The organism is uncultured Streptococcus sp. (genome assembly GCF_963518475.1).
Lineage (GTDB): Bacteria > Bacillota > Bacilli > Lactobacillales > Streptococcaceae > Streptococcus.
Genome location: NZ_CAUQJA010000001.1, coordinates 90,213 through 117,120, shown reverse-complemented (window position 1 = coordinate 117,120; position 26,908 = coordinate 90,213). Strand labels below are relative to the sequence as shown.

Sequence of the window (26,908 nt, the reverse complement as noted above, 5' to 3'; positions counted from 1 at the left end):
GATGACTGCAGGCAGTACTTCTTTCCACAAGTCTTCTAATCATCAACCGACATCGAGTGAATCGTTAAAACCTGACGAAAGACTTGATTTTGACAGGTGGTATTTAGACTGGTATTAGGATGGCTTTCCACAATTTTCATGACGGTATAGAGACCAACTCCTCTCTCCTCCCCTTTAGAACTTGCTCCAAAGGAGAAGATTTCAGAAATATCGATGCCCTCTTCTTTGATGGAATTTTCGATGATAAAGGTCTCCTGTGCCCCATTTTTTAAAAAGGCGATTGAAACATGAGGTTGACAGGCTTCTACACTAGCTTCAATAGCATTGTCACAAAGGATAGACACAATGGTTAGAAAATCAAGCAAGCTCATCCCCTCTACCTGAATCTCCTCAGGAACTTCGACATTAAAGACAATCTTCTTATCTCTGGCTTTTAGAAATTTCCCTGCTAGAAGACTTTTGAGGGCACGGTCTCGAACATTCACCAATCTGCCCAGGTCATATTTATTGTCCTGCAATTTTTCACTAGAATCCTTTAAGACCGAGTCATAGACCTCTTTTATCTGCTCCATATCCTCCTCTTCAATGCCCAGACGTAAGCTGGTCAAGAGGTTGGTGTAGTCATGGCGAAAACTCCGGACTTCCTTGTAAAGTTCCTCTATATGCCGACTATAGCGTTCCATATCTCTGTAGCGCAAGGCCTGCTCTTGGTCCAATCTCTCATGGAGTTTTTCCTTCAAATAGGTATCCAATTTCTTGACAATCCCCATAAAAAAGAGGAGGTAAAAAACTAGGATGAGATGGCGAACAGTCTTTGATTGGATATCGTATGCATATTCAAAGTAAGACAGATTTTCCATGACTAGAAAGTAAGCCCCCATTATCCAGTTAATCTTAGTCAGGGACTGTTGAAAACCTTTATCGAGAAACTCCTTTCTCAATCTAGTAAAATCATAGTCCAACCATTTCAAAAAGACTAATACTATGAAGCAAACGAATAGCATAATCAACAAAAAGAGAGGATTTCCATCTCCATCTACAATCCCTTGCCCCAAAAACGGAAACACAAAATAGGAAACACTTCTGTAAAAGAGATCCATCAATACAATTGGAAAGAGACCATAAAAGAAAAGGAGTTTTTTAGGAAGCCCTCTTAACAGTAAGAAAGATAGACATATACCGAACAAAGGTTCTATAAAATAGGACAAATATTCACTTACATCCAAAAATTGAAAAGTCGCAAAAATGGCCCCTAGAAGAAATTTCAAAAGAAAAGCTTTAAAAATCCTCTCAAAAGTGAGACCAATTCCATCTACCTTAAAGAAAATGACAATTTCTAGTCCATTAATAACAAGAAAATACAACAATATCCAAGCAATGTTCATAAACTCTCCTAGCTCAGTGTAAGTCATTGATAGCCTCAGACACTTCCCTGACCTTATAACGCGCTATCATACAACTTCCACCATTGGGAAAGTAAAGAAGTTTTTCTTTCTTATCCAAACGCACCACATTGGCAGGATTAATCAGAAAAGAGCGATGGCACTGCAAGAGACGAGGTTCCTGCTTGAAAACCTCCTCTAAACTCGCCGTAAATTCCAACCTGTCTGTCTTGGTATAGAGAATAACACGATGGGCTCTGGGCGATGTTTCGAGATAATAAACCTCTTTAAACGGATACTGGAATTGAGCAAATTTTGATTTAAAGTAAAAGCAATCTTCCGCCAGACTTTTACTGTCTTGACTATTGGCATAGAGGAGAGCTGTCTCGATACGAGATTCAAACTCCTCTGCTGACAAGGTCTTATCAATGTAGTCCAAAGCTGACACTTGGTAGCGAAAGGACAGAGGCATAAACTCCGAGTGAGTCGTCACAAAGACAATCAAGGCATACGGATCCCAATCCCGAATCTTTCTAGCCACCTCTAGACCTTTCATCTCCTCATTTCGAATCTCAATATCCAAAAAGAATAGCTGATGCGCCCCCTTCTCATGCACCTCTGCCAGCAGTTGGTCTGGCTTGCCAAAGACCTCAAAAGAGCTGTGAATGATATGATGTTCTTTCAAAAGTTTCTTAATCGTCGTTTCAATCCTAGTCTGTTGGGAAAAATCATCTTCTAAAACAAATATTCTCATCTTCTTACTCTCCTTGTTTCGATTTCTTCCTAAAAAGAGAATAGCAAAAATACTATGATACAAGTCCACCAAATCCTAAACAGGCCTTCAACGCTCCTGAAGGGTATCTTGTTCCTCAAATAAGCATGATAATCTTACAACTATTTTATCATAAAATCTTAACAGTACCATTCAGGAAATTTCAAGAACAATTAAAGATTTGAAGGCTAAAAAGGAGATAAAAGTGATAAACTGACAGTATCAAAACACAATTGCTAGAATCAAGACTGGCACCCAGATTAAAGGAGGAATTCTCATGACAGATACAGACCCTATCAAAAGAGCTCAGACTTTGATTACTGACTTAAACAAAGCCTACCAAGCATGCAAACAGGCAACCGCTGACGACGTCCGCTTTCAGGAGCAATTAAACTCTATTCTTAGTTTTCTAGCCAAGGCTGAGACAGTGGATAATCGAGTTTTGATTGAACTGGAAAAATTTTACCAGACTTCCAGTCTTCTCATGGGACTCAGCGCTCTTGATCCAGATGCTCCAACTCGTGCCGCTTGGCGGGCCTATGACCGCTTCCACTTTGACCAGGTCAAGACCAAGTTGAGTCTCTACGGACCAACCATTATCTTGTAGAAAATAAAAGAAGTTGAGACAAACTGAACTCAACTTCTTTTTTAGTGTCATATAGGCAATGTTAGTCCTGCATCTGACGTTTTACCTGATAAGGTAAGTACAAGACTAGTAAAACTAAACCAGCTCCCAGTAAGGCTAGAAGTGCTAGTTTTTCTTGGAAGGTAATCAACCCAACAACTAATTCCACAAGTAAAACAAAACTGGTCAATCCTCGGACTACAGCCTGTAAGCCTTTTTCCTTTTGCCCCTTGTCCAGTGGAAAGAGTTGGGTTAAATACTGGTAGTCAAAGGCATGATAGAGGGCCAGCAACTGGAAGAGCAAGAGGTAGTTAAAGAGAACCACCACTGCTGTCGCAATCCAAGCTTGCTCGATAAAAACCTGCGCCAGTATGGAAAGCAAGAGCAGACGGAGACTGAGAGCAAAGAGGTCTCCATTTCGCAAATAAGAACGCAGATAGAGATTTTGCCAAATCTTCCCAGGCACCTTCTGAACAGCCTTTAGGATAAAGTCCAGATAAGCACGACGCTTGACGCTGTTTGAAATTCCCTTGACCTGCGTAAAGAGGGCAAAGAAACGAAGCAAGACTTGCTTACGCTTACTTTCTTGGGAAATGACATAGTCCCAGTTCAGTCCAGTTTCCGTGAAAAATTTGCTGGCCTTTTGACGAAAGAGGAAATATTTTCCTACCCCCAATAAAAGCACATAGACCAGAAAAACAGGTAAGCCATAACCCATGGCTAAAAATAAGGGCGCAAATAACAGCAAGAAAAGGGTCTGGACAAAGAGCCAAAAGGCTAGAGAAATGCCAGTTTGACGATTGAGATGGAGTTTGATTTCCTCTTCTCCGACCAAGAGAAAGAGCTTGTCTGGAGCCTCCATATAGGTGGCAATTCCTCCCCAAAGCAAAAGTAAAACAGACGTAATTCCTACAAACAAAAGGATAGGCCAATGATTTTCAGGAAAATGTTGCAAGAGTTGACTGTACTGGTAGGCTAGAAATCCCAGCAGGACAAGCAGGAACAAGACAAAGTGGTCATTGAGAACATAGCGCAGATAACCAAGACACTCCTTACGAAAAGCCTGCTTTCTCTTTAAAAACAAGTCTTTCATAGGTCCTCCTCTTTGGTCAGAGCCAAGTAAATATCATTCAAACTAGCCTCAGGCATATCAAAGGCTTCGCGCAGTTGTAGGAGATTGCCTTTGGCACGCACCTCTCCCTTGTGAAGAATGACAAAGGCATCACACATCTTCTCAGCCGAATCCAGCACGTGGGTACTCATGAGTATGGACTTACCCTTTTGCTTTTCCACTTCCAAAAGCTGAATCAAGTCCGCAATAGCTAGCGGATCGAGACCAAGGAAAGGCTCATCCACAATGAAAAGACTTGGATCCACCACAAAAGCACAGATAATCATGACCTTTTGCTTCATCCCTTTTGAAAAATGAACAGGAAACCAGTCTAATTTCTGGTCCAAACGGAACATTTTTAACAAGGGCTCTACTCGCTCAAAAGCCACTTTCTGCTCAATACCATAAGCCATAGCAACCGTTTCGATATGCTCTCTGAGGGTCAATTCCTCATACAGACTAGGTGTCTCAGGAATGTAGCCAATTTGCTTGCGGTAGCTCGTTGCATCTTCTTGCAGGGTCAAGCCATTGATATTGATAGAACCGCTATAAGGTGTCAACAGACCGATAATCTCATTGATTGTCGTCGATTTTCCAGCACCATTGAGACCAATCAAACCGACCAACTGTCCACTTTCAACGGTAAAAGACACATCTTTCAAAACAGGGACATGAACATAGCCACCTGTCAGGTTTTTAATTTCTAACATATTTTCTCCAAATCTGGTATAATGTAGCTATATTATATCAAAATTCAATACAGTAGAGGTAGATTTTATGTCAGATTGCATTTTTTGTAAAATCATCGCAGGGGAAATTCCTGCTTCAAAAGTATATGAAGATGAGCAGGTTCTTGCCTTTCTTGATATCTCTCAAGTGACACCAGGACACACCTTGGTCGTGCCAAAGGAACACTATCGCAATCTTTTAGAAATGGATGCTACTAGCGCCAGCCAACTCTTTGCCCAAGTACCAAAAGTAGCTCAAAAAGTCATGAAAGCTACCAAGGCTGCTGGCATGAATATCATTGCCAACTGTGAAGAAATCGCTGGTCAAACAGTCTTTCATACCCACGTTCACCTCGTGCCTCGCTACAGTGCGGACGATGACCTCAAGATTGATTTTATAGCCCACGAACCAGACTTTGACAAACTTGCTCAAGTCGCTGAAACCATCAAAAACGCCTAAGGAGTTGCCATGAAATTATCCAACCTACTGCTATTTGCAGGAGCTGCAGCTGGAAGTTATCTGCTCACAAAAAATCGCCAAACCATCACAGATGAAGTCTTGAATACCACTGACCGCGTTCAAGCTATCAAGGATGATGTGGATATTATCCAAAACAGCCTGCAAATCATCGACCAGCAAAAAGAACTCATCAAGGAATATCAAGAAGACCTGACTTACAAGTTTAAGGTCTTGGAAAAGGATATCCAGACTAGACTAGCTGTGATCAAAGAAACACAGGAAACTGAAGATAAGTAAAAAGAGCCCGACGGCTCTTTTTGCTTTATTCTCCTTCAAAGGCATCTTTAATATGGTCAAAAAAGCCTTTTTTCTTTGGATTGACTTTTAAATCACCAGCAGCTGCGAATTCTTTCAAGGCTGCTTTTTGGCGGTCGTTCAAGCCTGTCGGTGTTACGACATTAACGGTAACGTATTGGTCACCAACTGCACCGCCACGAAGGCTCGGAGCTCCCTTACCACGTAAACGGAATTTCTTACCAGTCTGAGTTCCCTCTGGAATAACCAATTCAACATCACCATGAACAGTTGGGATATCAACTGTGTCACCAAGAGCTGCTTGGACAAAGTTGAGGTTGAGATTGTAGAAGATAGTCGTTCCTTCACGTTCAAACTTATCGCTGGCTTCCACAGAAACCACTACATACAAGTCACCATAAGGTCCACCGTTAAATCCAGCTTCACCCTGACCAGCTAGGCGAATTTGTTGACCAGTTTCCACACCAGCAGGAATTTTCACATGTACGCTATGCGCTTGTTTTTCATGCCCTGTTCCGTGACATGTTGTACATGGATCTTTGATTTCTTTTCCGCGACCGTGACAGACATCACAGGTTACTTGGCGACGCATCATACCAAGAGGAGTTTGTGTATCGACGTTAATGACACCAGCGCCATGACAGCGTCCACAAGTAACTGGACTTGTTCCTGGCTTAGCACCTGAGCCATTACATGTACTACAGCTTGCTTCACGATTGTACTTAACCTCTTTTTCAGCTCCAAAAATAGCTTCTTCAAAGGTCAAATTCACACGGTATTGGAGGTCATCCCCTTGGCGAGGAGCGTTTGGATTGCGCGAAGCACCGCCTCCGCCGAAGAAACTTGAGAAAATATCCTCAAAACCACCGAAGCCTCCTGCCCCATCGAAACCGCCGAAACCACCAGCTCCACCAAAACCACCGTTGGCTCCAGCCGCACCATATTGGTCATAGGCCGCACGTTTTTGGTCGTCACTCAAAGTCTCATAGGCTTCCTGAACTTCCTTGTACTTTTCCTCAGCACCAGGCTCCTTGTTGATATCTGGGTGATATTTTTTCGAAAGCTTACGATAAGCCTTTTTGATCTCGTCTGCCGAAGCGTTTTTTGACACCCCCAGACGATCATAAAATTCAGTATTGTTCATACAAGATACCAAGACCGTAAAATTCGACTGAAAAATAGGAAATCTGACGCTGGAGCGATGCTCCTAGACAGATTTATCTTTTTTCCGAGAATTTAGGTCGGGTTCAATTCCTTTCTGTTATATTGAATAAGAAATTTGGGAACCCGTGTTCAGTTACGAACACCCTTGTTCCTTTCTATTGATATTTTGAATCAAACCTCGATTTAGGCCGGGTTCAATTCCTTTCTTTTATATTGAGTAAGAAATTTGGGAACCCGTGTTCAATTCCCTGAACACCTTTGTTCCTTTCTATAATTTTCATGTAAATCTTTAGAGACTGTTTTCTATACTTTGCTTTACTTGATTAAACTCTTCATCTGATAGAGTAAATATCAAATCCTCTTCAGCATACTCGTTCTGTTCTTTAAAATAGTTGTCCGTATTCTCTGCCAACCCTAAACCGAAAATCACTTTTCTTGCAAACTCTTGATGTGCAAAACCGATAGCCGTAATGATTTGTTTATCTTGGACAAGAACTTTCGGTTGGAAATTCTCACGTGGAAGAAATTCAAAATAGTCAAAGAAGTTTTGCCAAATTCCACCTGTAAATTTCGTTTCGTTCAACAAGCCTGCTTTCGCCAATAAAAGGGGCGCTGAAGAAATGGCTGCAATTAGGATATCTTGCTCATTAAGGCTTCTCAAAAACGAGATCAATTTCTCATCCTGTAGAGCAGGCCCTATATTTACCATTCCTGGCAAAATCACACAAGAATACTCTTCTATACGTACTTGATCCAATGTTTTTGTAGGTAAACAAGGCAAGCCATCCTCAGAGACCACCATCGAATGATCTGAAGCTACATAATCAATCGTGATGTCAAAAGACAGAGCTAAAGTACTTGTTAAAGAGGCTATCTCATAAAGAGAAAAATTAGGATAAATGACACAAAGTACTTTTTTCATAAGCAACATCCTCTATTTTATCGAAAAACAGAGGCTGGGTTGCAACCTCTGGATTTCTTCTTATCATTACGACGTTCGAGTTTTAAAAATCAAACTAGTAATGCTAAATCGAGCACGCCCTAACCTCTTGGTGAAAAAGACAAATCTTCCTAGAAACTAAAGTTTCTGCGTCAGATTTCCTATTTTCACTGTGAGGTTTTAACGGGCTTTGCATCTTACTTTTCAGTAAACTCTCCGTCTACGACGTCATCGCCTGCGTTTCCTGTTGCTTGTGCGCCTTCTGCTCCTGCTTGAGCTTGTTGTGCTGCTGCAGCTTGTTCGTAGAGTTTAACAGCAAGTCCTTGAGCTTTTTCGTTCAATGCTTCAAGTTTTGCTTTCATTTCGTCCAAGTTGTTGTCTTCTTGAGCTTTCTTAAGGTCATCAAGGGCAGCTTGGGCAGCATCACGTTCTGCATCGAAGCCTTTACCTTCAGTTTCCTTGATTGTCTTTTCAGTCGCAAAGATTGCTTGGTCTACTTCGTTACGAAGGTCTACTTCTTCTTTACGTTTCTTATCTGCTTCAGCATTTGCTTCTGCATCTTTCATCATGCGGTCAATTTCTTCGTCAGTCAAACCAGAGTTAGATTGGATTACAATTGTTTGTTCTTTTTGAGTTCCAAGGTCTTTGGCCTTAACAGACACGATACCGTTCTTGTCGATATCAAATGTTACTTCGATTTGAGGAATTCCACGAGGTGCAGCTGGGATATCTGTCAATTGGAAACGTCCAAGAGTCTTGTTATCTGCTGCCATTGGGCGTTCCCCTTGAAGAACGTGGATATCAACGGCTGGTTGGTTGTCTGCTGCAGTTGAGAAGACTTGTGATTTAGATGTTGGAATAGTTGTGTTACGGTCGATGAGTTTTGTGAAGACTCCACCCATTGTTTCGATACCAAGTGACAATGGTGTTACGTCAAGAAGGACAACGTCTTTCACATCACCAGTGATCACACCACCTTGGATGGCAGCACCCATAGCAACTACTTCATCAGGGTTTACTGATTTGTTTGGTTCTTTACCAGTTTCAGCCTTAACAGCTTCTACAACGGCTGGGATACGAGTTGAACCACCAACAAGGATAACTTCGTCGATTTCTGACAAGCTCAAACCTGCATCTGAAAGGGCTTGACGAACTGGAACTTTTGTACGTTCTACAAGGTCACGAGTCAAATCGTCAAATTTCGCACGAGTCAAAGTCATTTCCAAGTGAAGAGGTCCAGCCTCACCAGCAGTGATAAATGGCAAGCTGATTTGAGTTGAAGTTACACCAGAAAGGTCTTTCTTCGCTTTTTCAGCTGCATCTTTCAAACGTTGCATTGCCATCTTGTCAGTAGACAAGTCAATACCGTTTTCTTTCTTGAATTCTGCTACCAAGTGGTCGATGATTTTTTGGTCAAAGTCGTCACCACCAAGTTTGTTGTCCCCTGCAGTTGACAATACATCGAAGACACCGTCACCCAATTCAAGGATAGAGACGTCAAATGTACCACCACCAAGGTCGAATACCAAGATTTTTTCTTCTTTATCAGTCTTGTCCAAACCGTAAGCAAGAGCGGCTGCAGTTGGTTCGTTGACGATACGTTCTACTTCAAGACCAGCGATTTTACCAGCGTCTTTTGTTGCTTGACGTTGAGCATCATTGAAGTAAGCTGGAACTGTGATAACTGCTTTAGTTACTTTTTCACCAAGATAGTCTTCAGCATAACCTTTCAAGTATTGAAGAATCATAGCTGAGATTTCTTGTGGAGTGTATTCTTTTCCGTTTGCAGAAACTTTTTCAGAAGTTCCCATCTTAGATTTGATAGAGATAACTGTATCTGGATTTGTGACTGCTTGACGTTTTGCAGCATCACCAACGATGATTTCGCCGTTTTTGAATGATACTACAGATGGAGTTGTACGGTTTCCTTCTGGGTTTGCGATGATTTTGCTTTCAGTTCCTTCAAGAACTGCAACTGCTGAGTTTGTTGTACCTAAGTCAATACCGATAATTTTAGACATGTGTTTTTCTCCTTAAATTTTATATTCTTTCTTTTTGATACTCTTCTTAGGTGGCAGCGCCGTCAGAACTTGACTTCGTCAATCTCTTTGACTAAACTTTGAGCCTAAGGTCTCAAAGTTTGCGCAAATAGCGCCACGGCGAAGAGTATCGTCTTTGGTTCGCTTCGCTCACTCTTGCAAAGTCAAACATATTTTATCTTTCTTTCATAGTTTAGTGTCGTTTCGGACAAGTTTTTTTAGGTTCTATTGCCTAGTTGTAAACAACTACCATGGCTGGGCGTAGGATGCGGTCATGGAGTTTGTAGCCTTTTTGGAAGACTTGGGCGATAGTGTCTGCTGGGTGTTCATCGTCTGCTGGGAGAGTTTGGATGGCCATATGGTAGTTATGGTCAAATTCGCCTTCAGCTGCGATTTCTTCGATTCCTTCTTCTTTCAAAGCGTGAATCAAGCTTTCTTGCACCATTTCCAAGCCCTTCTTCACATCATCTGTCAACCCTTCGACGGCAAGGGCACGTTCGAGGTTGTCGAGTGATGGCAAGATTGCTTTCGCCAAATCTTGGCTGCGATAGCGTTGCAAGAGTTGGCGCTCTTCGTTGGCACGGCGCTGAATGTTTTGCATTTCTGCATGAGCGCGAAGGTATTTATTTTCGAACTCATCTGCACGTTCATTTGCCAAGTCCAATTCAGACTTCTCAGGAGTTGTTTCTTCTACCGTTTCCACAACTTCCTCTTCTTGGACTTCTTCTACTTCTTCATTTTTTATATCTTGGGCCATTTTCGCCTCCTTTAATGATTTCAATCTTAATGTACTTCGTAATGATTACTGCTGAGGTAGCGGTAAAAATCTGTCAACTTCATGGTCAAAACACGGTTGACCACATTGACTTGGTTAATTAGTTGCTGATAATCCAGATTGACGGGGCCGATAATGGCTAGAATTCCAACTCCCCTATAAGGAATGAGGAACTTACTACTAATCACCGCTAGGTCTGCTAAACAAGATTCTTGACTGTCTGCAACACGGACGTTTTGCATCTGATCTTCACGCAACCCCTCACGAATCTCCAGAGCCACCTTTTGCGGTTGGTCAAAGAACTGATAAGCTGCCAGATTGGCAAAATTCAAGAGATTGACCTTCCCCGCCACCACAATGTTTTCGTTGAACATTTCCTTAAAAATGTGTTCAAAGAGATCAATGACATTATCCGTTGTTGTAAAGTAACGCTGGATAATCTGCGGAATCTCCGTCCGAATCTTGTAGTGAATATCTAGAACGGTGTGCCCGAGGAAACGTTCCTGAATGATGCTCTTCAGTTTCAGCAAATCCTCCTGCAAAAAGTTCCTTGGAATCAGAAACTGACTGGTAACCGTTCGAGACTCGTCTAGGGTGAATACTGCCAAGGCTGTATGTTGCCCCAAAACAACAATATCAAAGGCTGTCAAACGTTGCCTGCTCGGCTCAACATCCAGTGCTACTACCGTACAGCCGCTCAAGTCTGTCAGCAGGTTAGCAGCTTCTTGCAGAATATCCTCTAGCTTGAAGAATTCCTGATCAAAGGCTTTGACAATCTCATATACCTCATTTTCAGCTAGTCGATCAAAGTCCAGTGAGTGTTTCACATAGTACTGAAAACCAGCAACACTTGGCATCCGACCACTTGAAGTATGAGCCTTCTCAAGCAAACCTTGCTTTTCTAGAGCCGCCATGTCATTACGAATGGTTGCACTGCTAGAGTTAATAGACTCTTGCAAGGCTTTGGATCCGACAGGTTCGTGCGTTTTGGTAAAGATGTCAATAATCAGATTTAAAATATCCTGCTGACGCTCTGTAACCACCTCATCACTCCTCTCTGTCTGATCGATTAGCACTCGATACACTCAAGTGCTAACTTATGATTCTATTATACACCCTTAAAAGAGAATGTCAAGATAAAAACTCAAAAAATTAGCACTCTTTTGCCAAGAGTGCTAAAAATCAGTCTAAAGACCTAGAACCCTACCTTCCATCTACTTGGTATTTCCTTTTAAGTCTGAAAAAAACATGGATTAGATAAGAAATCATAAAGGAATATAGAGCAAAAATGACAAAGAAAGATTGCGACAGTTCTTCTCTAAACGAACTCATACAAATAACAAGACCACCTGAGAAAGCAACTGTACATGAACGAAGTCTATTTCGCATAACTTCCCATCTGAGCCCCTTAGCCATATAGACTTGATCCTCTGGAAGTAAATTAGAAGACGATTTACGAAGAATCGAACAAGAACCTGCTCCTATCAATTCCCAACCTCTATTTCTAAAATCTTGCAGTTCATGCTTATATTTTTTAAGAAATCTAGAATCATAGATACAGTAGATGACATCGTCTGGTTGACATTGGTAAAAATAGAACAAACCAAAACGACTCGTTCTATACCTCCAACCTTTCAAATGCATCTCATGTAAATATTCTTCTTCCTTGTCCAAATCAACAATGGTGAAAATCCGAAATTGCTTTTTATTTATCATGACTTCCCCTCCAATTTTGAGCATACCTACCCTATCATAAATCTGATAATTCCTTCTTTTTATGCCATAACTTCCAGCTAATATAGGCAACTATTAACAAAAGGATTAAAGACAAGAAAATATCTAGCCCGACCGCAAATAAACTCCATAGACCATACGCATTACTTTTATTGAGCAACTTAAGTAAGAATGGTATATGTATGGCTAGCAAAAGTAAAACAGGTACTAATCGCAGTCTTAAAATGCGATTAACCATAGCTAACTTCCCGGCCGCGTCATTATAAATTTCAAACTCTGCATCCGATTCAATTTCAGAATGTACTTTTCTAAAATAGGAAAAACTATTAAAGTCTGTAATATGCTCCCAGCCACAGTCTTTAAACAGTTGTAAATAGGAGGCTCTCTCTGATTTTTCCATTGGGTAAAAATCCAACTGATAAGACACTTGCTCAGGGTGACACTTTTCAAAGGTATACTTAACTGCAAACAATAAGATAGAATAGCTTACTTTTCTAAGTTTCCAGCCCTTAGCATGCATTTCTCTAAAGTATAGAGCCTCCCTCTCATAATCCGCAATTGTAAAAATTCGATAAACAATTTTCTTTTCCATCATCCTTCCTCCCGACTGTTTCTATAGAGCCGTTCAATACGCTTCAATTCAATATCTAAGACTTTGCGTCCCAAGTCTGTAATCTGATAGATTTTCCGTTTTTCCTCTTCGCGGACAAAGGAAATCAAACCATCCTTTTCCATCTTTGACAAGGTTCCATACATAGTTCCAGGACTAATCGAAACTTGCAAATCTGTCATCTCCTTGACCTTTTGCGTAATACTGTACCCATGACCTTCCTTTTGCAGACAGAACAAGATATAAAAACCCGTTTCCGTCATCGGAAGATAAACTCGACGAATCTTATCCGTTAATTCCATTTTCATTCACCTCCTATTCAGTTCGATATATCGCGCTTCGTTATATAAAATATATCATACCTCGATATAAAACACAAGAAAAAAGACCGCCCTCAGGCAATCTTTCTTCTATATTAGTATTAGTAAAGGTCTAAATAGTTATCAATTTCCCATTGTGAAACGAAGGTTGCATAGCTTGCCCATTCGATTCGTTTGGCTTCAAGGAAACTAGTATAGATATGTTCTCCAAGAGCCGCTCTGACAACTTCATCTTCAGTCAGAGCTTTCAAAGCGTTGTGAAGGGTTGACGGAAGGTCTGTAATACCAGCTTCCTTGCGCTCTTCTGCTGTCATGATGTAGATATTTTCTTCGATAGGAGCTGGTGCTTCGATTTTGTTTTCAATACCATGTAAACCAACTTCCAAAAGAACAGCCATAGCGATGTATGGGTTTGCCATCGGATCCACTGAACGCAACTCAAGACGAGTTCCCATGCCACGTGAAGCAGGCACGCGCACAAGTGGCGAACGGTTACGACCAGCCCAAGCAATGTAAACCGGCGCTTCATAACCTGGAACCAAACGTTTGTATGAGTTAACCGTTGGGTTCATGATGGCAGTATAGTTGTAGGCATGTTTGATCAAACCACCAAGGAAATGGTAGGCCGTTTCTGACAACTGCATTCCTTTTGGATCATTTGGATCAAAGAAGGCATTGTTTCCTTCTGCATCAAACAAGGACATATTACAGTGCATACCTGATCCGGCAATACCAAATTTTGGTTTGGCCATAAAAGTTGCGTAAAGCCCATGTTTGCGAGCAATAGTTTTAACAACAAGTTTAAAGATTTGAATCTTATCACAAGCACGGAGAACTTCATCGTACTTGAAGTCAATCTCATGTTGTCCAACCGCAACCTCGTGGTGACTCGCTTCTACTTCAAATCCCATTTTGGTCAAGACATTCACAATCTCACGACGTGTGTTGTCCGCAAGGTCAGTAGGCGCCAAATCAAAGTAGCCACCCTTGTCATTCACTTCAAGTGTTGGGTCTCCATTTTCATCCAACTTAAATAGGAAGAATTCTGGCTCTGGTCCAAGGTTGAAGGACTTGAATCCCACTTCCTCCATGTGACGAAGAGCACGCTTCAAATTGCCACGAGGGTCACCTGCAAATGGTTCACCTTCTGTTGTATAGACATCACAGATCAAACCTGCAACACTTCCATTTTCATCTCCCCAAGGGAAGACTGTCCATGTATCCAAGTCTGGGTACAAGTACATATCTGACTCATTGATACGTACAAAACCTTCAATAGAAGATCCATCAAACATAGCCTTATTTGACAAGACTTTATCTAACTGTTCATCTGTGGCAGGAATTTCGACGTTTTTCATGGTTCCCAAAATATCTGAGAACATGAGACGGATAAAGGTAACATTTTTTTCCTTGACTTCACGACGAATATCTGCAGCTGTGATTGGCATGAGTTTTCTCCTTAATGTATGACTACTTGCGGTTGCCTAACCGCGACCAAAAGGTGACCGTACTGAAGCAAAGCGACCCTGTTGGAGGAGTTCATTGTGAAGTGCACGACGCACCTCAGTCTGACTCACCGCTTTCTTGGATTTCGCTTCACGTTCAGCATATTTTTTCTTAATGGCAGCGATATTATAACCTTCAGAGATATAATCTTTGATTTCAAGCAGACGATCCATGTCATTCAAGGAATACATGCGACGGTTCCCTTCGTTTCGATCAGGCTTAATCAACTCTTGATCTTCATAATAACGAATCTGACGCGCCGATAGATCGGTCAACTTCATAACACTGCCGATAGGAAAAACAGCCATATTTCGGCGAAATTCTTTTTCCTTCATTTACAATTTCCTTCTTTCTGTCTATTATAGTCTAAAAAAAGACAAACGTCAATTGATAATGTTATAAAATGTAACATTATTTTTCTTTTTTCTCTAAAAAGAGCCGAATACGATCAATATCGTAATTTACGAGAATTGCGACAAAAACTCCCATGAAAGTTTCTGATACACGTGCAAACACGTACAAAATTGTTTCGCCGCTCGGAATCGATAGGGTAATGATTAACATGGCTGCTACACCACCAATAACCCCTGCTTTGTTATTCATGGCTACATTTGTCATAATGGTTAACATGGTGCAGATTGGAACAACAACCAAGGTCACCCAAAAAGCTTCGTGGAAAAAGGTGTTTAATAGGAAGAAGACCAGGGCATAGAGGCCACCGATACTATTTCCTAGAATACGCGAAGTCCCAAAATGGACACTCTTATCAAAACTCTCCCTCAGGCTAAAAACGGCTGTCAAAGCACCAATTTGAAGACCTTTCCAACCAAAAAAGCCAAAAATCAAGAGAACTAGAAAAACAGCAATACCTGTTTTAAAGGTTCGCATACCAAGTCTGAACTGTGATTTATCGAATTTATATTTTTTAAAATAACTCATAATCTCAACTTTCTATTTCCATTTTATCATAAATTGGCTGATTTTATGAGCAATAGTTGAGAGGAAGCGTTTTTATTTCGAGTAAAAGAAAAGAGGAACTTTCATTCCCCTCTTCTTTGATTCATTTAGTTAATCTTATTTTTCTGTCAAGGCTGCAAGTCCTGGAAGAACTTTACCTTCAAGAAGTTCCATTGATGCTCCACCACCAGTAGAGATCCATGAGAATTTGTCTGCACGTCCAAGATTGATTGCTGCGGCAGCTGAGTCACCACCACCGATGATTGATTTAACGCCTGGTTGTTTCACGATAGCGTCCATCACACCGATTGTACCAGCTTGGAAGTCTGGGTTTTCAAATACACCCATAGGTCCGTTCCATACAACTGTTTTGGCACCAGTCAAAGCTTCGTCAAATTTAGCGATAGATTTTGGACCGATATCAAGACCAAGGAAGCCTTCAGAAACTGCTTCACCTTCAGTATCACGTACTTCAGTGTAGCCAGCAAATGCATTAGCTTCTTTTGAGTCAACTGGCAAGATCAATTTACCATTTGCTTTTTCAAGAAGAGCTTTCGCAACATCCAATTTGTCTTCTTCTACAAGTGAGTTACCGATTTCGATACCTTGTGCTTTGTAGAATGTGTAAGTCATACCACCACCGATAAGGACTTTATCAGCTTTTTCAAGCAAGTTTTCGATAACACCGATCTTGTCTGAAACTTTTGAACCACCAAGGATCGCTACGAATGGACGTTCTGGAGTTTCAACTGCTTCTTGGATGTAGGCAATTTCGTTTTCAAGAAGGAAACCAGCAACTGCTTTTTCAACGTTTGCTGAGATACCAACGTTAGATGCGTGTGCACGGTGAGCTGTACCGAATGCATCGTTTACGAAGATACCATCTCCAAGTGATGCCCAGTATTTACCAAGTTCAGGATCGTTTTTAGATTCTTTCTTGCCGTCAACATCTTCGTAACGAGTGTTTTCAACCAAGAGAACTTGTCCATCTTCAAGAGCGTTGATAGCTGCTTCCAATTCAGCACCACGAGTAACACCTGGGAAAACAACGTCTTGGCCCAATTTAGCTGCCAAGTCTGCTGCTACAGGAGCAAGTGATTTACCAGCTTTATCAGCTTCTTCTTTCACACGTCCAAGGTGAGAGAAAAGAATTGCACGTCCACCTTGTTCGATGATGTACTTAATAGTTGGAAGAGCTGCTGTGATACGGTTGTCGTTAGTGATTACGCCATCTTTCAATGGTACGTTGAAGTCAACACGAACGAGGACTTTTTTACCTTTCAAGTCAACGTCTTTAACAGTAAGTTTTGCCATGTTACAAAAACCCCTTTATTTATTTTATTCGAAACTATTATATCACACTTTGGAAATATAAGGAAAGATTTCACAAGATTTTTCGATATTTAATCTTCATCTTCTTTTTTCTGTTTCAATGTCAAGGCTAAACTAGCAAGACCAAGGCTGGCCAATCCTGCTATTAGGGCTTCATTAGCATCAGCAGTTCCTGTATTTGGCAATTGTTTGCTTGCTTCTTCTGATTTAACTGCTGTATTTTGGGCTGGTTTTTCTTGTGTAGGCGCTACTGCTTGTTCAGTTTTTACTTTTGTTCCAATTTCAACAATTTCTGGAATCGCCTCTTGGATGACTTCTGTTGAACGAAGACGACGCTGACCGTTTTCATCAACTTCAAAGACATGTCTCAACAGACCATCTCGTCCCTGTATGATGACTCGTTGTTCCCCAACTAGCATATCAGCATTTTCATGCTCTTGACGGTCAAAGGCAACCTTTTCCTCTTGAACTTCCAATTTAGGAGCCTTTTGTTGATCAGAAGCCGGTTGATTAGTAGGTTTTGGAAGGTCTGTGTTTTGTGGTGCTGGATTGGCAGGAATGAGACCAGTACCTACTTCTACGATTTCAGGGCTTGCTTCTTTCAAAACTTCTGTAGCGCGAAGCGTACGATTGCCTTGGATATCTACTTCAATCAAGCGGCGAATTTGTCCTTCAACTCCTGCTTGGACAAGTTGACGTTGACCGACTGTAAGATTTGGATTTGGACGTTCTTGGTGTTCGAAGGTAATACTTGTCTCTTCAACTTCTAATTTCGGAGTATCCACAACCAAATTTTTGACACCTTCAGCTGGTTCCTTGCTTGAAATAACTTTTTCTACTGGTTTAGCAGGTTGTGGTTTTTCAGCAGATTCATAAACAAAGGCATAATGAGTAAAGTGTGGTGCTGTAAAGATGACATGACTATCCGTTTGTTCAAAAGACAATTCTACTGCCTCTTTGCCTTCAGGTAAGAAGAAGACTTTCTTCACTTTCTTATCTTTTTCAATTGGAATTTTCACAATAGAAGCGTAAGAGAGATCAACGTCTTGACCTTTTTCATCTAGACCTTCTATTTCAAAGACATGAGCATCTTCTCCAGCAAAGTATTTCTTCTCCTCAGCACTTGCTTGAACACGCTCTACTTTCAAGCCCTTGATGACAGTCTTCTCTTTATTTGAGAAGTGTACTTCAACACCTGTTTTACTATCAGAAAAGACTGCTGGCTTATCTTCTTTCAATAAAGCAACCAGATCTTTTAGACTCTGTTTCGCTGTTGCAAGCTCTTCTGGACTCAAATCTACTTTTTCAACCAAGACCTTGTTTTTCTCAAGAAGCGGAGCTAGGGCAGAACCCGAAGGATGGTTTGGTTTGGCAGCCAAGAGTTCTTGAGCCTCACCTGTTAAGCGATCTAGTTCTGTCTTTTCTTCCGTAAATTTCTCTTGACCATTCAGAGCTTTATGAGCTTCTGTCAATTTATTAAGTCGGTCATTGACTTGATCTTGGGTGCTAGTTTCATGGTCTTTCAACACTTGTTCGGCCGCTTCAATTGCTTTCAAGAAGGCTTCTTTTACTTCTGGTGAAGCAAAGTTATAGACCACCTTGTTCTTAGCCGCTTCAACTTCTGCTAATTTTTGTTTAAGGTACTCATCGTTTAATGCTGCTTTTGGAGATACCAAAACATCAAAGTTAACTTCATGACCTTGGTAACGAAGAGTCAAGGTTTGACGACCGGTCTTTTGAGCATCGTAACCAGAAATTTCAACTCCCTCATCAGTAAAGGAATGTTCTTCCATGGTGTCATTGCTATAAGCCACTGCAAAGCGTCCTTCAGACAAGTCTAAGCTATCACCAACTAGGTAATCTTTTTTCGGTTCCTGACTTACTTCAATTCCCAAAATAGTTTTCGGACTTGCTTCATCTTGACTAGTAACAGTCACTGATAAATTAGCATGTACCGGTTGCCCCAAATATTGTAAAGTAAGATTTTGTTCTCCCTTATGATGCGTATCAAAACCTGATACTGATACACCAGCGTGAGTTAGACGAATAAGTTCGTCCTCAGCTCCACCTTCATACTGAACTCGAAGAACACCACCTCTAAGGTCCAAATCCTCCCCTTCGGCGTAGCTTGTTTTCTTAGGTCCTGTTTCTAGGTTGACTGACTTGATTCTTCTATCATCTTTCGGAACAGTAACTGCTAGAACATTACTAATTTCCTTGCCTGGCAACTGGGTACGATAGTAAAGAAGACCAGATTGATTTGTCAAATCTAATGGTGAACTTGCTAGGTCTCCTCCAACTTCGCTCTTCAAGGTTGCAAGCGGAGTTTGAGAATTTGGATTATCATAAACGGTAATGGTTGCTCCGGCCGGTACATCCGCAAAGCCAACTTGTACCTTGTTATTGCCTAGAGAACGGGCTGCAGCCTTGGCCATCGGAATATTGACACTTTCAGTATCAAGCTTTTCATACATTTTCCAGTTATAGATACGAATAGCCTTCCATGGAGTTCCATTGTCAGAAGTGACAACATTCAAGCGCCAATCTTGAGCTGTGATAGGTTTGTCAAGGGTAATATCTGTAACATGGGCTTTATTGCCACGGACTTCCTTAGCCAACTTCCATTGACCATCCGCATCTTTATAATAGAGGTCAAAGTCTTTGGTGTTCATCAAACCATCGTTTACAGATTCTCCACCAGCTCCAGCATGATCCATCACCCATCTAACAACTGTACGTGGCTGGGTCAAACGAATATCCACACTGCCACTTAACTGTCCAGAAGACCACTTGTCTGAAAGACTGGTAATGGTACCATTCAACATACCTTCAATACCTTCTCCACCTTCAGTCTTAGGGAAAGTACTATCAATAACTGTTGCCCCTGGAACGATATTTTCAGCTAGTGGTTTTGGTAGGCTGGTATCTTTTACAGTCATGCCCCAATCAAAGGTTGTGGTTGCAGCTTCTGAACGAACTCCATTTTTACCGACTGCTACAACTTTCAGTTCTTGAGTTGTACCTTGAGCACTTGCTGAGCGGCTAACTTTTGGTAGATAAATAGTTGTAGAAGATGAGCCAGTTAGTAATTTCCAGCTGTCTCCATCTTTTTCGTAAACTTCATAGAAATCTGCATCCTTGTTGCCTTTAAATTGCACAACTGCTTCCGCTTCTTGGGCATTTTTAAGGACTTGTTTGGCTACAGCTACTGTGGTTGGTGCCTGAGGAGCATCTTGATTATTGCTGATGGTCAATTGCCCCAGGTTAAATTGATAACCTTTTAAGTCTTTGTCATTTTCAAAATAGAGTTTAATACCGTAAATTGTTTTACCTGCCAAGGCACTCAAATCAAAATCATCGGTAGTCCAGTTATCTGAAACTGTCAATTCTTTACGGGCAGCTTCATCACCGTAGGTATAATCTTTCTTGGTTGCAAATTCTACATAAACCTTGGTCCCTTTGCCTCCTTTGTGGGCAACATGCAATTTGGTGGTATCTGTCACCTTCAAGCGAGTAGAGTACAAATTCACATCTTGCTTGGTCGCACCTGAAAGATCACCTGCAAATTTGAGAGAAGTTCCACCATTATAAGCATCTTCAAAATCATAGCTTGCTTTCAACTTATCGCCAGTTGATTTTTGCCACCAGCGCCATGTTGGAAGAACACCTGAAACTGAACGGTAATTCCACTCAGAATCCTTAGAAACCTTACCATCTACGAACCATTTTCTACCATGACCTGTATTAAAAGAAGTAGTAAAAGTATTACCTACTGCTGGCGTACGGTCCGCAACTAGGTTAGCAATCCCATACCAATCTTTATCACCTGGTTTTTGGCCAGTAGGATCACCTTGATAACCTGTAAAGAAGATATCTTCATTCTTATGATAATCTTCACCAGTTTTTCCTAAACTTGTAATGGTATCTGGGGCGAATAAACCAAGAGAAAGGCGTAATTTCCCATTTTCATCTAAAATGTCATTCCATTTGACCTTGGTCTTGTAGGAACCACCCTGTTGCAATTCCAAACCTGCAAATACGTCATAAGGATTACGGCCAATCCAGTTGGCAGTTGTAATAGTGTAATCATTCTTAGCCTTATCCCAGTTAAAGTTAGCAAAGAAGTTATCTGCTGGAACCTTATCTCCTTCTGGTTGCATGAATTGGTAGTTGTATTCTCCCAAACCATCTTGGTGGTAACGTCCATAGTTATAAGTCATGGCATCGTACCAAGAATACTTGATTGGATGGTTTACCTTAGCAGCATATTCCTTGGTATAGAGCATAAACTGGCGCATCTTTTCTCCAAGAGGTTCAACCAAGTCCCCAGTTGTTTCTTGGTTAATGAAATAGCCATCATAGCCATAATACTTGGCCATATCCACCAATTTACGGGCAATTGGGAAGCTACCATCTGGGTCTTGCTTCAAAGCTTCAGCGAATTTTTCTTGATCTGCAATACTATTAGACCAGTTGAAGAAGAGTGTACCGTATACAGGAACCCCGTTACGGTGACCTGCATCAATAACGTCAGGCGTTGGTACGAGACCTTCCCAGAAGACCATTGAATCTAGATATTGCCAATAGTCAAAAGCATAGGCCTTGAACTCTTCTCCACCAACAGAAGCATGGTCTTTTGCTTTAGAATTGGTGTTGGATAGAGCTTGAACTTTTGCTTCCTTGCTAGCTTTTTCATTGACCAAATGACCTGTCCGACGTGGAGCGAGGGCAACAGAGCCGCGGTTGATGGCATCATCTTCACGAGCACCGGGTTCCCATTTCAACAATTCTTCCCAAGAATTAAATTTGATTTCCTTTGGTTTTAATGTTTTTTCTGTATTTTTAGGGACATCTGGCTGGACTTCTTTTTCAATCTTATTAGCTTCTGCTGCTGGCTTAGACTCATCTCCTTGGCTAGTTGCTTCAGGCTTTGCTTCTATTTCCTTGTCAGACTTAGGTTTTGCTTCTACAGATGATGTTTCTGCAGCCACCTCACTTGGTTTTTCCTCTGGTTTAGCTGCGCTAGCTGCTTCTGTGGTTTCAGTAGTCGCAGCTTCATTGCTTGCTGGCGAAGCAGTTTCAGATACTGTCGCTACTCCTTCTGCCTTTTCTGGCTTATTTTCTCTAGCATGTTCTCCTTCATGCTGCTTGTCAGCTTCATTAGTTGGATGCTCACTCTCTCCTGAAACAAGCTCTGTATTGGCTCCATTATTTTCAGGAACTGCAGTTTCTTCTGCTAAGGCTGGACCAGCAAATAAAACAGCCCCAATCATCAGCGAGCAGGCTCCTACTGATAACTTACGAATACTGTAACGACAACGTCTTTCAAAAAATGGATTCTTCATTTTCTCCTCCTAAAGGATTGATTTTGTTGCATAAAAGAAAGCGCTTAACTTTCTTTATAAAATTTTTATCCCAATCACAGGGACCAAGATAATACCTCCCTCATTTTAAAATATTTCTTTTAAATGTCAATATATAAAAGGAAATACCTATATCTAGGTTAGAAATTGGTAAAATTAATATAATTAAGGCCCATTCTAACGAATTTTCTTTCTAAAATCTTAGCTTAACACTTGTTAGATTTACTTTTATCCTTTAAAATAGAATAGGAGAAATTCCGTTATTATTTTTCGGAGGAAAAAGAAATGTCCATTAATTGGCAGGAAATTTTATTTCACTTTTTAGGTGGTCTGGGACTATTCTTATATAGTATCAAGACCATGGGAGACGGTTTGCAACAAGCTGCTGGAGATCGCCTTCGTTTTTACATTGACAAGTACACTAGCAATCCGTTCTTCGGTGTGCTAGTTGGTATCGGTATGACGGCGCTAATTCAGTCAAGTTCTGGGGTCACAGTCATTACAGTGGGGCTAGTCAGCGCAGGACTTTTGACCTTGCGTCAAGCTATCGGTATTGTCATGGGTGCCAATATTGGAACTACCGTTACATCCTTTATCATCGGTTTTAAGCTAGGAGATTACGCCTTACCAATGCTTTTCATCGGAGCGATTTGTCTCTTCTTCACCAAGAATCGCTCTATCAATAACATCGGACGTATCATTTTTGGTGTAGGTGGTATCTTCTTCGCTCTCAATCTTATGAGCGGTGCAATGGAGCCTCTAAAAGACCTGCAAGTCTTTAGAGACTACATGGTTGAACTAAGTAAGAGTCCTATTCTCGGTGTCTTTGTCGGAACTGGACTAACCCTACTCATTCAAGCTTCTTCCGCAACTATCGGTATCCTACAGAATCTTTACGCAAGTGGTTTGATTGATCTACAAGGTGCCCTACCAGTCTTGTTTGGTGATAATATCGGAACGACCATTACAGCTATTATTGCTTCTCTTGGAGCCAATATCGCTGCCAAACGTGTTGCTGGTGCCCATGTCGCCTTTAACGTGATTGGTACGGTTATCTGTATTGTCTTCCTTGTACCTTTCACTGGCTTGATTCAATGGTTTGAATCTACACTCAATCTGGCTCCAGAAATGACCATTGCCTTCGCCCACGGAACCTTTAATATCACAAATACTATTATCCAATTTCCATTCATCGGAGCCTTGGCTTACTTTGTAACCAAGCTCATCCCTGGTGAAGACGAAGTTGTCAAGTACGAGCCACTTTATCTTGATGAGCATTTGATTAAACAAGCTCCATCAATCGCTCTCGGAAATGCCAAAAAAGAACTCCTTCACTTGGGAAATTATGCTTCTAAAGCCTTTGACCTTTCATACAACTACATCATTGACCTTAATGAAAAGGTTGCTGAAAAAGGCCACAAGACAGAAGAAGCCATCAATACCATTGATGAAAAATTGACTCGTTACCTTATTACCCTTTCAAGTGAAGCCCTTAGCCAGAAAGAAAGTGAAGTGCTCACCAACATCCTGGATTCATCCCGTGATTTGGAACGGATTGGGGACCACGCAGAAGCCCTAATCAATCTGACTGACTACCTTCAACGTAAAAATGTCGAGTTCTCTGAAGCTGCTTTACAGGAATTGGCTGATATCTATCAAAAAACCACTGGCTTTATCAAGGATGCCCTTGATAGCGTGGAAAACAATGATATTGAAAAAGCTCAAAGTCTGATTGAACGCCATAAAGAAATCAACAATATGGAACGTGTTCTCAGAAAGACCCACATCAAACGCCTCAACAAGGGCGAGTGTTCAACGCAAGCTGGGGTCAACTTTATCGACATCATTTCCCACTATACTCGTGTATCTGACCACGCTATGAATCTAGCTGAAAAGGTCATCGCTGAACAAATCTAAAAACCAAGAAGCTATCCTAAATAGGATGGCTTTTTCTTTTCCTAACCAAGAATTGCTTTTCTACCATATAGAAAAAAATGCTTTGATCCACAATGGAATCAAAGCATTTTAAAGAGCTCCCCATACATAATCGCAGAAGCTGCAGTTCCTCTGTACTTTGCTTCTTCTCTTTTGATAAAGCGAGCCAAGTTGAGCAACTCAGGTGCCGGATGTTTGGGATTTAGGAGCAATTCACGATTGACCAGGCCTGAGAGACGAACTGCCAGCAATTGCTCATTTGTAGTAGGCAGTTTTTTAGCAGTCTCTAGGAGAGCAGCAACTAAATCTTCACTCAAATCATGTCGAGCATGATTGTAAAGATCTTTTACAAGGCTTTCTAGGTTTGGTTCTACCATCCCTACCACCTCCTTAAGTTTAATAATTTTTAATCAAATCAACTGTTGAACGATCCAATTTTTTCACCAAGGCTTGCAAGAAAGCTTGCGCTTCTAAGAAGTCATCCATAGCGTAGAGGGTTTGATGAGAGTGGATATAACGAGCACAGACTCCGATTGTTGTTGATGGGACACCACCATTTTTCAGATGAGCTGCGCCAGCGTCTGTTCCGCCTTTACCACAGTAGTATTGATACTTGATACCCGCTTCTTCAGCCGTTGTCAAAAGGAAATCCTTCATCCCTGGAAGAAGCAAGTGCCCTGGATCGTAGAAACGAATCAAGGTTCCATCCCCAATCTTACCTTGACCGCCATAAACATCACCAGCAGGTGAGCAGTCAACTGCTAGGAAAACTTCTGGGTCAAACTTGGTTGTAGATGTATGAGCACCGCGGAGACCAACCTCTTCTTGGACGTTAGAGCCAAGATAGAGTTCATTGCCAAGTTTTTGACCTGACAGAGCTTCTGCCAACTCGCTCACCATGAGAACTCCATAGCGATTGTCCCAAGCTTTTGAGATGATATTTTTTTCATTGGCTGTCAAGATTGCAGAACTATCTGGCACGATGGTGTCGCCAGGACGGATGCCAAAGCTTTCTGCCTCAGCCTTATCCGCAAAACCGCCATCAAAGACGATATCTGCAATGGCTGGCATAGTTGGTCCACCCTTTCCACGAGTCAAATGTGGAGGGACAGAACCCGAAATCACAGGAATTTCACGACCATCACGAGTCAAGAGTTTGAAACGTTGGCTACTAACCACCATAGGATTCCAACCACCGATTTCTACGACACGGAAGGTACCATCTGGCTTTATTTCGCTGACCATAAAACCAACTTCATCCATGTGAGAAGCGACCAAGACGCGCGGTGCATCCGCAGCTTCTGAATGTTTGATACCAAAAATACCACCCAAACCATCTGTCACCACTTCATCCACGTGCGGTGTCAACTTTTCACGAAGATAAGCACGGACAGGCGCTTCATGACCTGAGATCGCAGCAAGTTCTGTTACTTCTTTGATTTTTGAAAATAATATTGTCATTTCAGTTCCTTCTTTCTTTCATCCATTTTACCACTTTTTATAGGAGAAGGATAGCGGGAAGGTAGATTTCTAAATTAGTATCTTAGTCTTACTGTATCTTAGAAAAAGATTGTATTTTCTTGCGTGTGAGGTGAAATCTAAGAACTATTCCAAGACCAACCAAACTATTAATTTCCAAACAAAAAAACAATTCAATGCTATATTTGTTCAGTTTTTCATGAAATTCGTAGAAAATAGTTGACTTCGCCTTCTTATTTCTTTAAAATAGTACAAAAATAGGAAAAGGAAAAAATCATGACCAAAACAATTCTTGTTACAGGTGGAGCTGGCTACATTGGCTCCCATACCGTTAAAGCTCTTTTAAATGCTGGCTATCAGGTACATGTTCTAGATAATCTCTCTACAGGAAATCGAGCGGCTGTGGATAGTAGTGCTAGCTTTAAACAACTGGATGTTTATGATGCTAGTGCCTTAAAAACTTACTTGGAAGAAAACAAGATTGACGCTGTTCTGCATTGTGCGGGTGAGATTGTTGTGAGCGAAAGTATTGAAAATCCAAGTAAATACTTCACTGCCAATGTTGCTGGTATGAACCAAGTTCTCAAAGTCTTATCTGAAGTTGGTATTCAAAAAATCATGTTCTCTTCGACTGCTTCCCTCTATGGTAACAACTGTATTGACAAACCAGCTACTGAAGATACGTTGCTCGACCCTGTCAACCCTTATGCAGAAACAAAACTGATGGGTGAACGAATGATTTACTGGATGGCCAATCGCTACGATTGGAAATATGTCATTTTCCGTTACTTTAATGTTGCTGGAGCTGAAATGGATGCTTCAAACGGTCTGCGAGTGAAAAATCCAACTCATATCATTCCCAACATCAACAAGACCGCATTGGGACAAAATGATAGCCTGAAAATATTTGGAGATGACTATGATACACGTGATGGTTCATGTATTCGAGATTACATTCATGTCTTGGACCTTGCACAGGCTCATGTTAAAGGAATGAACTACCTATTTCAAGAAGACAGTTCTTCTCAAATCTTTAACTTAGGAACTGAAAAAGGCTATACCGTCAAAGAAATCTTTAAAACTGCTGAAGAATTACTGAATCAAAAAATACCACACGAAATTGTTGATCGCCGTGCTGGTGACCCAGCTAGCGTCCTAGCAGACGCATCAAAAGCTAAAAAATATCTTGATTGGAAGGCTAGCTACTCTCTTGAAGATATTATTTTATCGGATTATCATTGGCGTGTTAAAGAAGGCAAAAACATTTTGGAATAGGATAACAAAGGAGAAAGGCTTGGCGCTCTCTCCTTGTTTTATTCATTAAATTGTCAGAAAATTTATTGACAGATTAAAGAAATCGT

Annotated in this window: 23 protein-coding genes and 2 pseudogenes; 5 read left to right on the top strand and 20 right to left on the bottom strand. The window is 41.2% G+C overall.

Going from position 1 to position 26,908, the window contains the following annotated elements; all coding sequences use genetic code 11:
• Window positions 1–35 precede the first annotated feature (35 nt).
• Window positions 36–1,385, bottom strand: a complete 1,350-nt coding sequence (locus tag RYK12_RS00570; protein ID WP_314846407.1) for a sensor histidine kinase — start codon at window positions 1,383–1,385, stop codon at window positions 36–38.
• Window positions 1,386–1,398: 13 nt separating this feature from the next.
• Window positions 1,399–2,136 carry a LytTR family DNA-binding domain-containing protein gene (locus RYK12_RS00565; protein ID WP_033687351.1) on the bottom strand — a complete coding sequence of 246 codons (738 nt, stop codon included), beginning with the start codon at window positions 2,134–2,136 and terminating at the stop codon, window positions 1,399–1,401.
• Between the two features lie 295 nt (window positions 2,137–2,431).
• On the opposite strand from RYK12_RS00565, the gene RYK12_RS00560 reads away from it, so the two are divergent.
• A complete protein-coding gene (locus RYK12_RS00560) occupies window positions 2,432–2,761 on the top strand; it encodes a hypothetical protein (RefSeq protein WP_061438728.1) in 330 nt (109 codons plus the stop codon).
• A 61-nt stretch (window positions 2,762–2,822) separates the two neighbouring features.
• Here the strand turns inward: RYK12_RS00560 and RYK12_RS00555 are convergent, their stop codons facing one another.
• Both RYK12_RS00555 and RYK12_RS00550 read right to left on the bottom strand, forming a co-directional pair.
• The gene (locus tag RYK12_RS00555; protein WP_314846405.1) at window positions 2,823–3,872 is read right to left on the bottom strand and encodes an ABC transporter permease; all 1,050 of its coding nucleotides are present in this window, start codon (window positions 3,870–3,872) and stop codon (window positions 2,823–2,825) included.
• Window positions 3,869–4,600, bottom strand: a complete 732-nt coding sequence (locus RYK12_RS00550) for an ABC transporter ATP-binding protein (protein WP_023943392.1) — start codon at window positions 4,598–4,600, stop codon at window positions 3,869–3,871. Before RYK12_RS00550 ends, RYK12_RS00555 begins: the two co-directional genes overlap by 4 nt.
• A 67-nt stretch (window positions 4,601–4,667) precedes the next feature.
• Between RYK12_RS00550 and RYK12_RS00545 the strand changes: the two genes are divergently transcribed.
• Both RYK12_RS00545 and RYK12_RS00540 read left to right on the top strand, forming a co-directional pair.
• On the top strand, window positions 4,668–5,078 hold the full coding sequence (locus RYK12_RS00545) for an HIT family protein (RefSeq protein ID WP_001278317.1): 411 nt from the start codon (window positions 4,668–4,670) through the stop codon (window positions 5,076–5,078).
• A 9-nt stretch (window positions 5,079–5,087) separates the two neighbouring features.
• Window positions 5,088–5,375 carry a hypothetical protein gene (locus RYK12_RS00540; protein WP_049495002.1) on the top strand — a complete coding sequence of 96 codons (288 nt, stop codon included), beginning with the start codon at window positions 5,088–5,090 and terminating at the stop codon, window positions 5,373–5,375.
• Window positions 5,376–5,400: 25 nt separating this feature from the next.
• Here the strand turns inward: RYK12_RS00540 and dnaJ are convergent, their stop codons facing one another.
• The 14 genes and pseudogenes from dnaJ to RYK12_RS00475 form a co-directional block, all read right to left on the bottom strand.
• Complete coding sequence (dnaJ, locus tag RYK12_RS00535) at window positions 5,401–6,537, bottom strand: molecular chaperone DnaJ (RefSeq protein WP_001066308.1); 1,137 nt, start codon at window positions 6,535–6,537, stop codon at window positions 5,401–5,403.
• A gap of 309 nt (window positions 6,538–6,846) precedes the next feature.
• Complete coding sequence (locus tag RYK12_RS00530) at window positions 6,847–7,479, bottom strand: DJ-1/PfpI family protein (RefSeq protein WP_314846403.1); 633 nt, start codon at window positions 7,477–7,479, stop codon at window positions 6,847–6,849.
• 215 nt (window positions 7,480–7,694) lie between these two features.
• A complete protein-coding gene (gene dnaK, locus RYK12_RS00525) occupies window positions 7,695–9,518 on the bottom strand; it encodes a molecular chaperone DnaK (RefSeq protein WP_000034667.1) in 1,824 nt (607 codons plus the stop codon).
• Window positions 9,519–9,768: 250 nt separating this feature from the next.
• A complete protein-coding gene (gene grpE / locus RYK12_RS00520) occupies window positions 9,769–10,293 on the bottom strand; it encodes a nucleotide exchange factor GrpE (protein ID WP_261186180.1) in 525 nt (174 codons plus the stop codon).
• Between the two features lie 26 nt (window positions 10,294–10,319).
• Window positions 10,320–11,354, bottom strand: a complete 1,035-nt coding sequence (hrcA, locus tag RYK12_RS00515; protein WP_000255759.1) for a heat-inducible transcriptional repressor HrcA — start codon at window positions 11,352–11,354, stop codon at window positions 10,320–10,322.
• 160 nt (window positions 11,355–11,514) lie between these two features.
• A complete protein-coding gene (locus tag RYK12_RS00510; RefSeq protein ID WP_314846402.1) occupies window positions 11,515–12,027 on the bottom strand; it encodes a DUF2812 domain-containing protein in 513 nt (170 codons plus the stop codon).
• 34 nt (window positions 12,028–12,061) lie between these two features.
• Entirely contained in the window at window positions 12,062–12,637 is a 576-nt protein-coding gene (locus RYK12_RS00505; RefSeq protein WP_084887533.1) for a DUF2812 domain-containing protein, read from the bottom strand.
• Window positions 12,637–12,957: a PadR family transcriptional regulator gene (locus RYK12_RS00500; RefSeq protein ID WP_031233152.1), complete on the bottom strand. Its 321-nt coding sequence runs from the start codon at window positions 12,955–12,957 to the stop codon at window positions 12,637–12,639. The genes RYK12_RS00505 and RYK12_RS00500 overlap by 1 nt, the downstream gene beginning before the upstream one ends.
• Window positions 12,958–13,076: 119 nt before the next feature.
• Window positions 13,077–14,423, bottom strand: coding sequence for a type I glutamate--ammonia ligase (glnA, locus tag RYK12_RS00495; RefSeq protein ID WP_001122886.1), 1,347 nt, complete (start codon window positions 14,421–14,423; stop codon window positions 13,077–13,079).
• Between the two features lie 36 nt (window positions 14,424–14,459).
• Window positions 14,460–14,816 (bottom strand): transcriptional repressor GlnR, encoded by a 357-nt coding sequence (gene glnR, locus RYK12_RS00490; protein ID WP_000659548.1) that lies wholly within the window; start codon window positions 14,814–14,816, stop codon window positions 14,460–14,462.
• A 76-nt stretch (window positions 14,817–14,892) separates the two neighbouring features.
• Window positions 14,893–15,420 (bottom strand): aromatic acid exporter family protein, encoded by a 528-nt coding sequence (locus RYK12_RS00485; RefSeq protein ID WP_049496374.1) that lies wholly within the window; start codon window positions 15,418–15,420, stop codon window positions 14,893–14,895.
• Window positions 15,421–15,555: 135 nt separating this feature from the next.
• Entirely contained in the window at window positions 15,556–16,752 is a 1,197-nt protein-coding gene (locus RYK12_RS00480; protein WP_001096743.1) for a phosphoglycerate kinase, read from the bottom strand.
• A gap of 89 nt (window positions 16,753–16,841) precedes the next feature.
• Window positions 16,842–17,318: pseudogene (locus tag RYK12_RS10155) on the bottom strand (G5 domain-containing protein); the annotation flags it as partial.
• Window positions 17,319–17,336: 18 nt separating this feature from the next.
• Window positions 17,337–22,115: pseudogene (locus tag RYK12_RS00475) on the bottom strand (bacterial Ig-like domain-containing protein); the annotation flags it as partial.
• 303 nt (window positions 22,116–22,418) lie between these two features.
• On the opposite strand from RYK12_RS00475, the gene RYK12_RS00470 reads away from it, so the two are divergent.
• Complete coding sequence (locus RYK12_RS00470; protein ID WP_049499742.1) at window positions 22,419–24,050, top strand: Na/Pi cotransporter family protein; 1,632 nt, start codon at window positions 22,419–22,421, stop codon at window positions 24,048–24,050.
• A gap of 98 nt (window positions 24,051–24,148) precedes the next feature.
• Here RYK12_RS00470 and RYK12_RS00465 read toward each other — a convergent pair whose 3' ends face one another.
• A complete protein-coding gene (locus tag RYK12_RS00465) occupies window positions 24,149–24,445 on the bottom strand; it encodes a bacteriocin immunity protein (RefSeq protein WP_033679682.1) in 297 nt (98 codons plus the stop codon).
• A gap of 19 nt (window positions 24,446–24,464) precedes the next feature.
• Entirely contained in the window at window positions 24,465–25,529 is a 1,065-nt protein-coding gene (gene pepA / locus RYK12_RS00460) for a glutamyl aminopeptidase (protein WP_314846394.1), read from the bottom strand.
• A 294-nt stretch (window positions 25,530–25,823) separates the two neighbouring features.
• Here pepA and galE point away from each other — a divergent pair, with 294 nt between their 5' ends.
• Window positions 25,824–26,822: a UDP-glucose 4-epimerase GalE gene (gene galE / locus RYK12_RS00455; protein ID WP_314846393.1), complete on the top strand. Its 999-nt coding sequence runs from the start codon at window positions 25,824–25,826 to the stop codon at window positions 26,820–26,822.
• The last annotated feature ends 86 nt before the right edge of the window (window positions 26,823–26,908 follow it).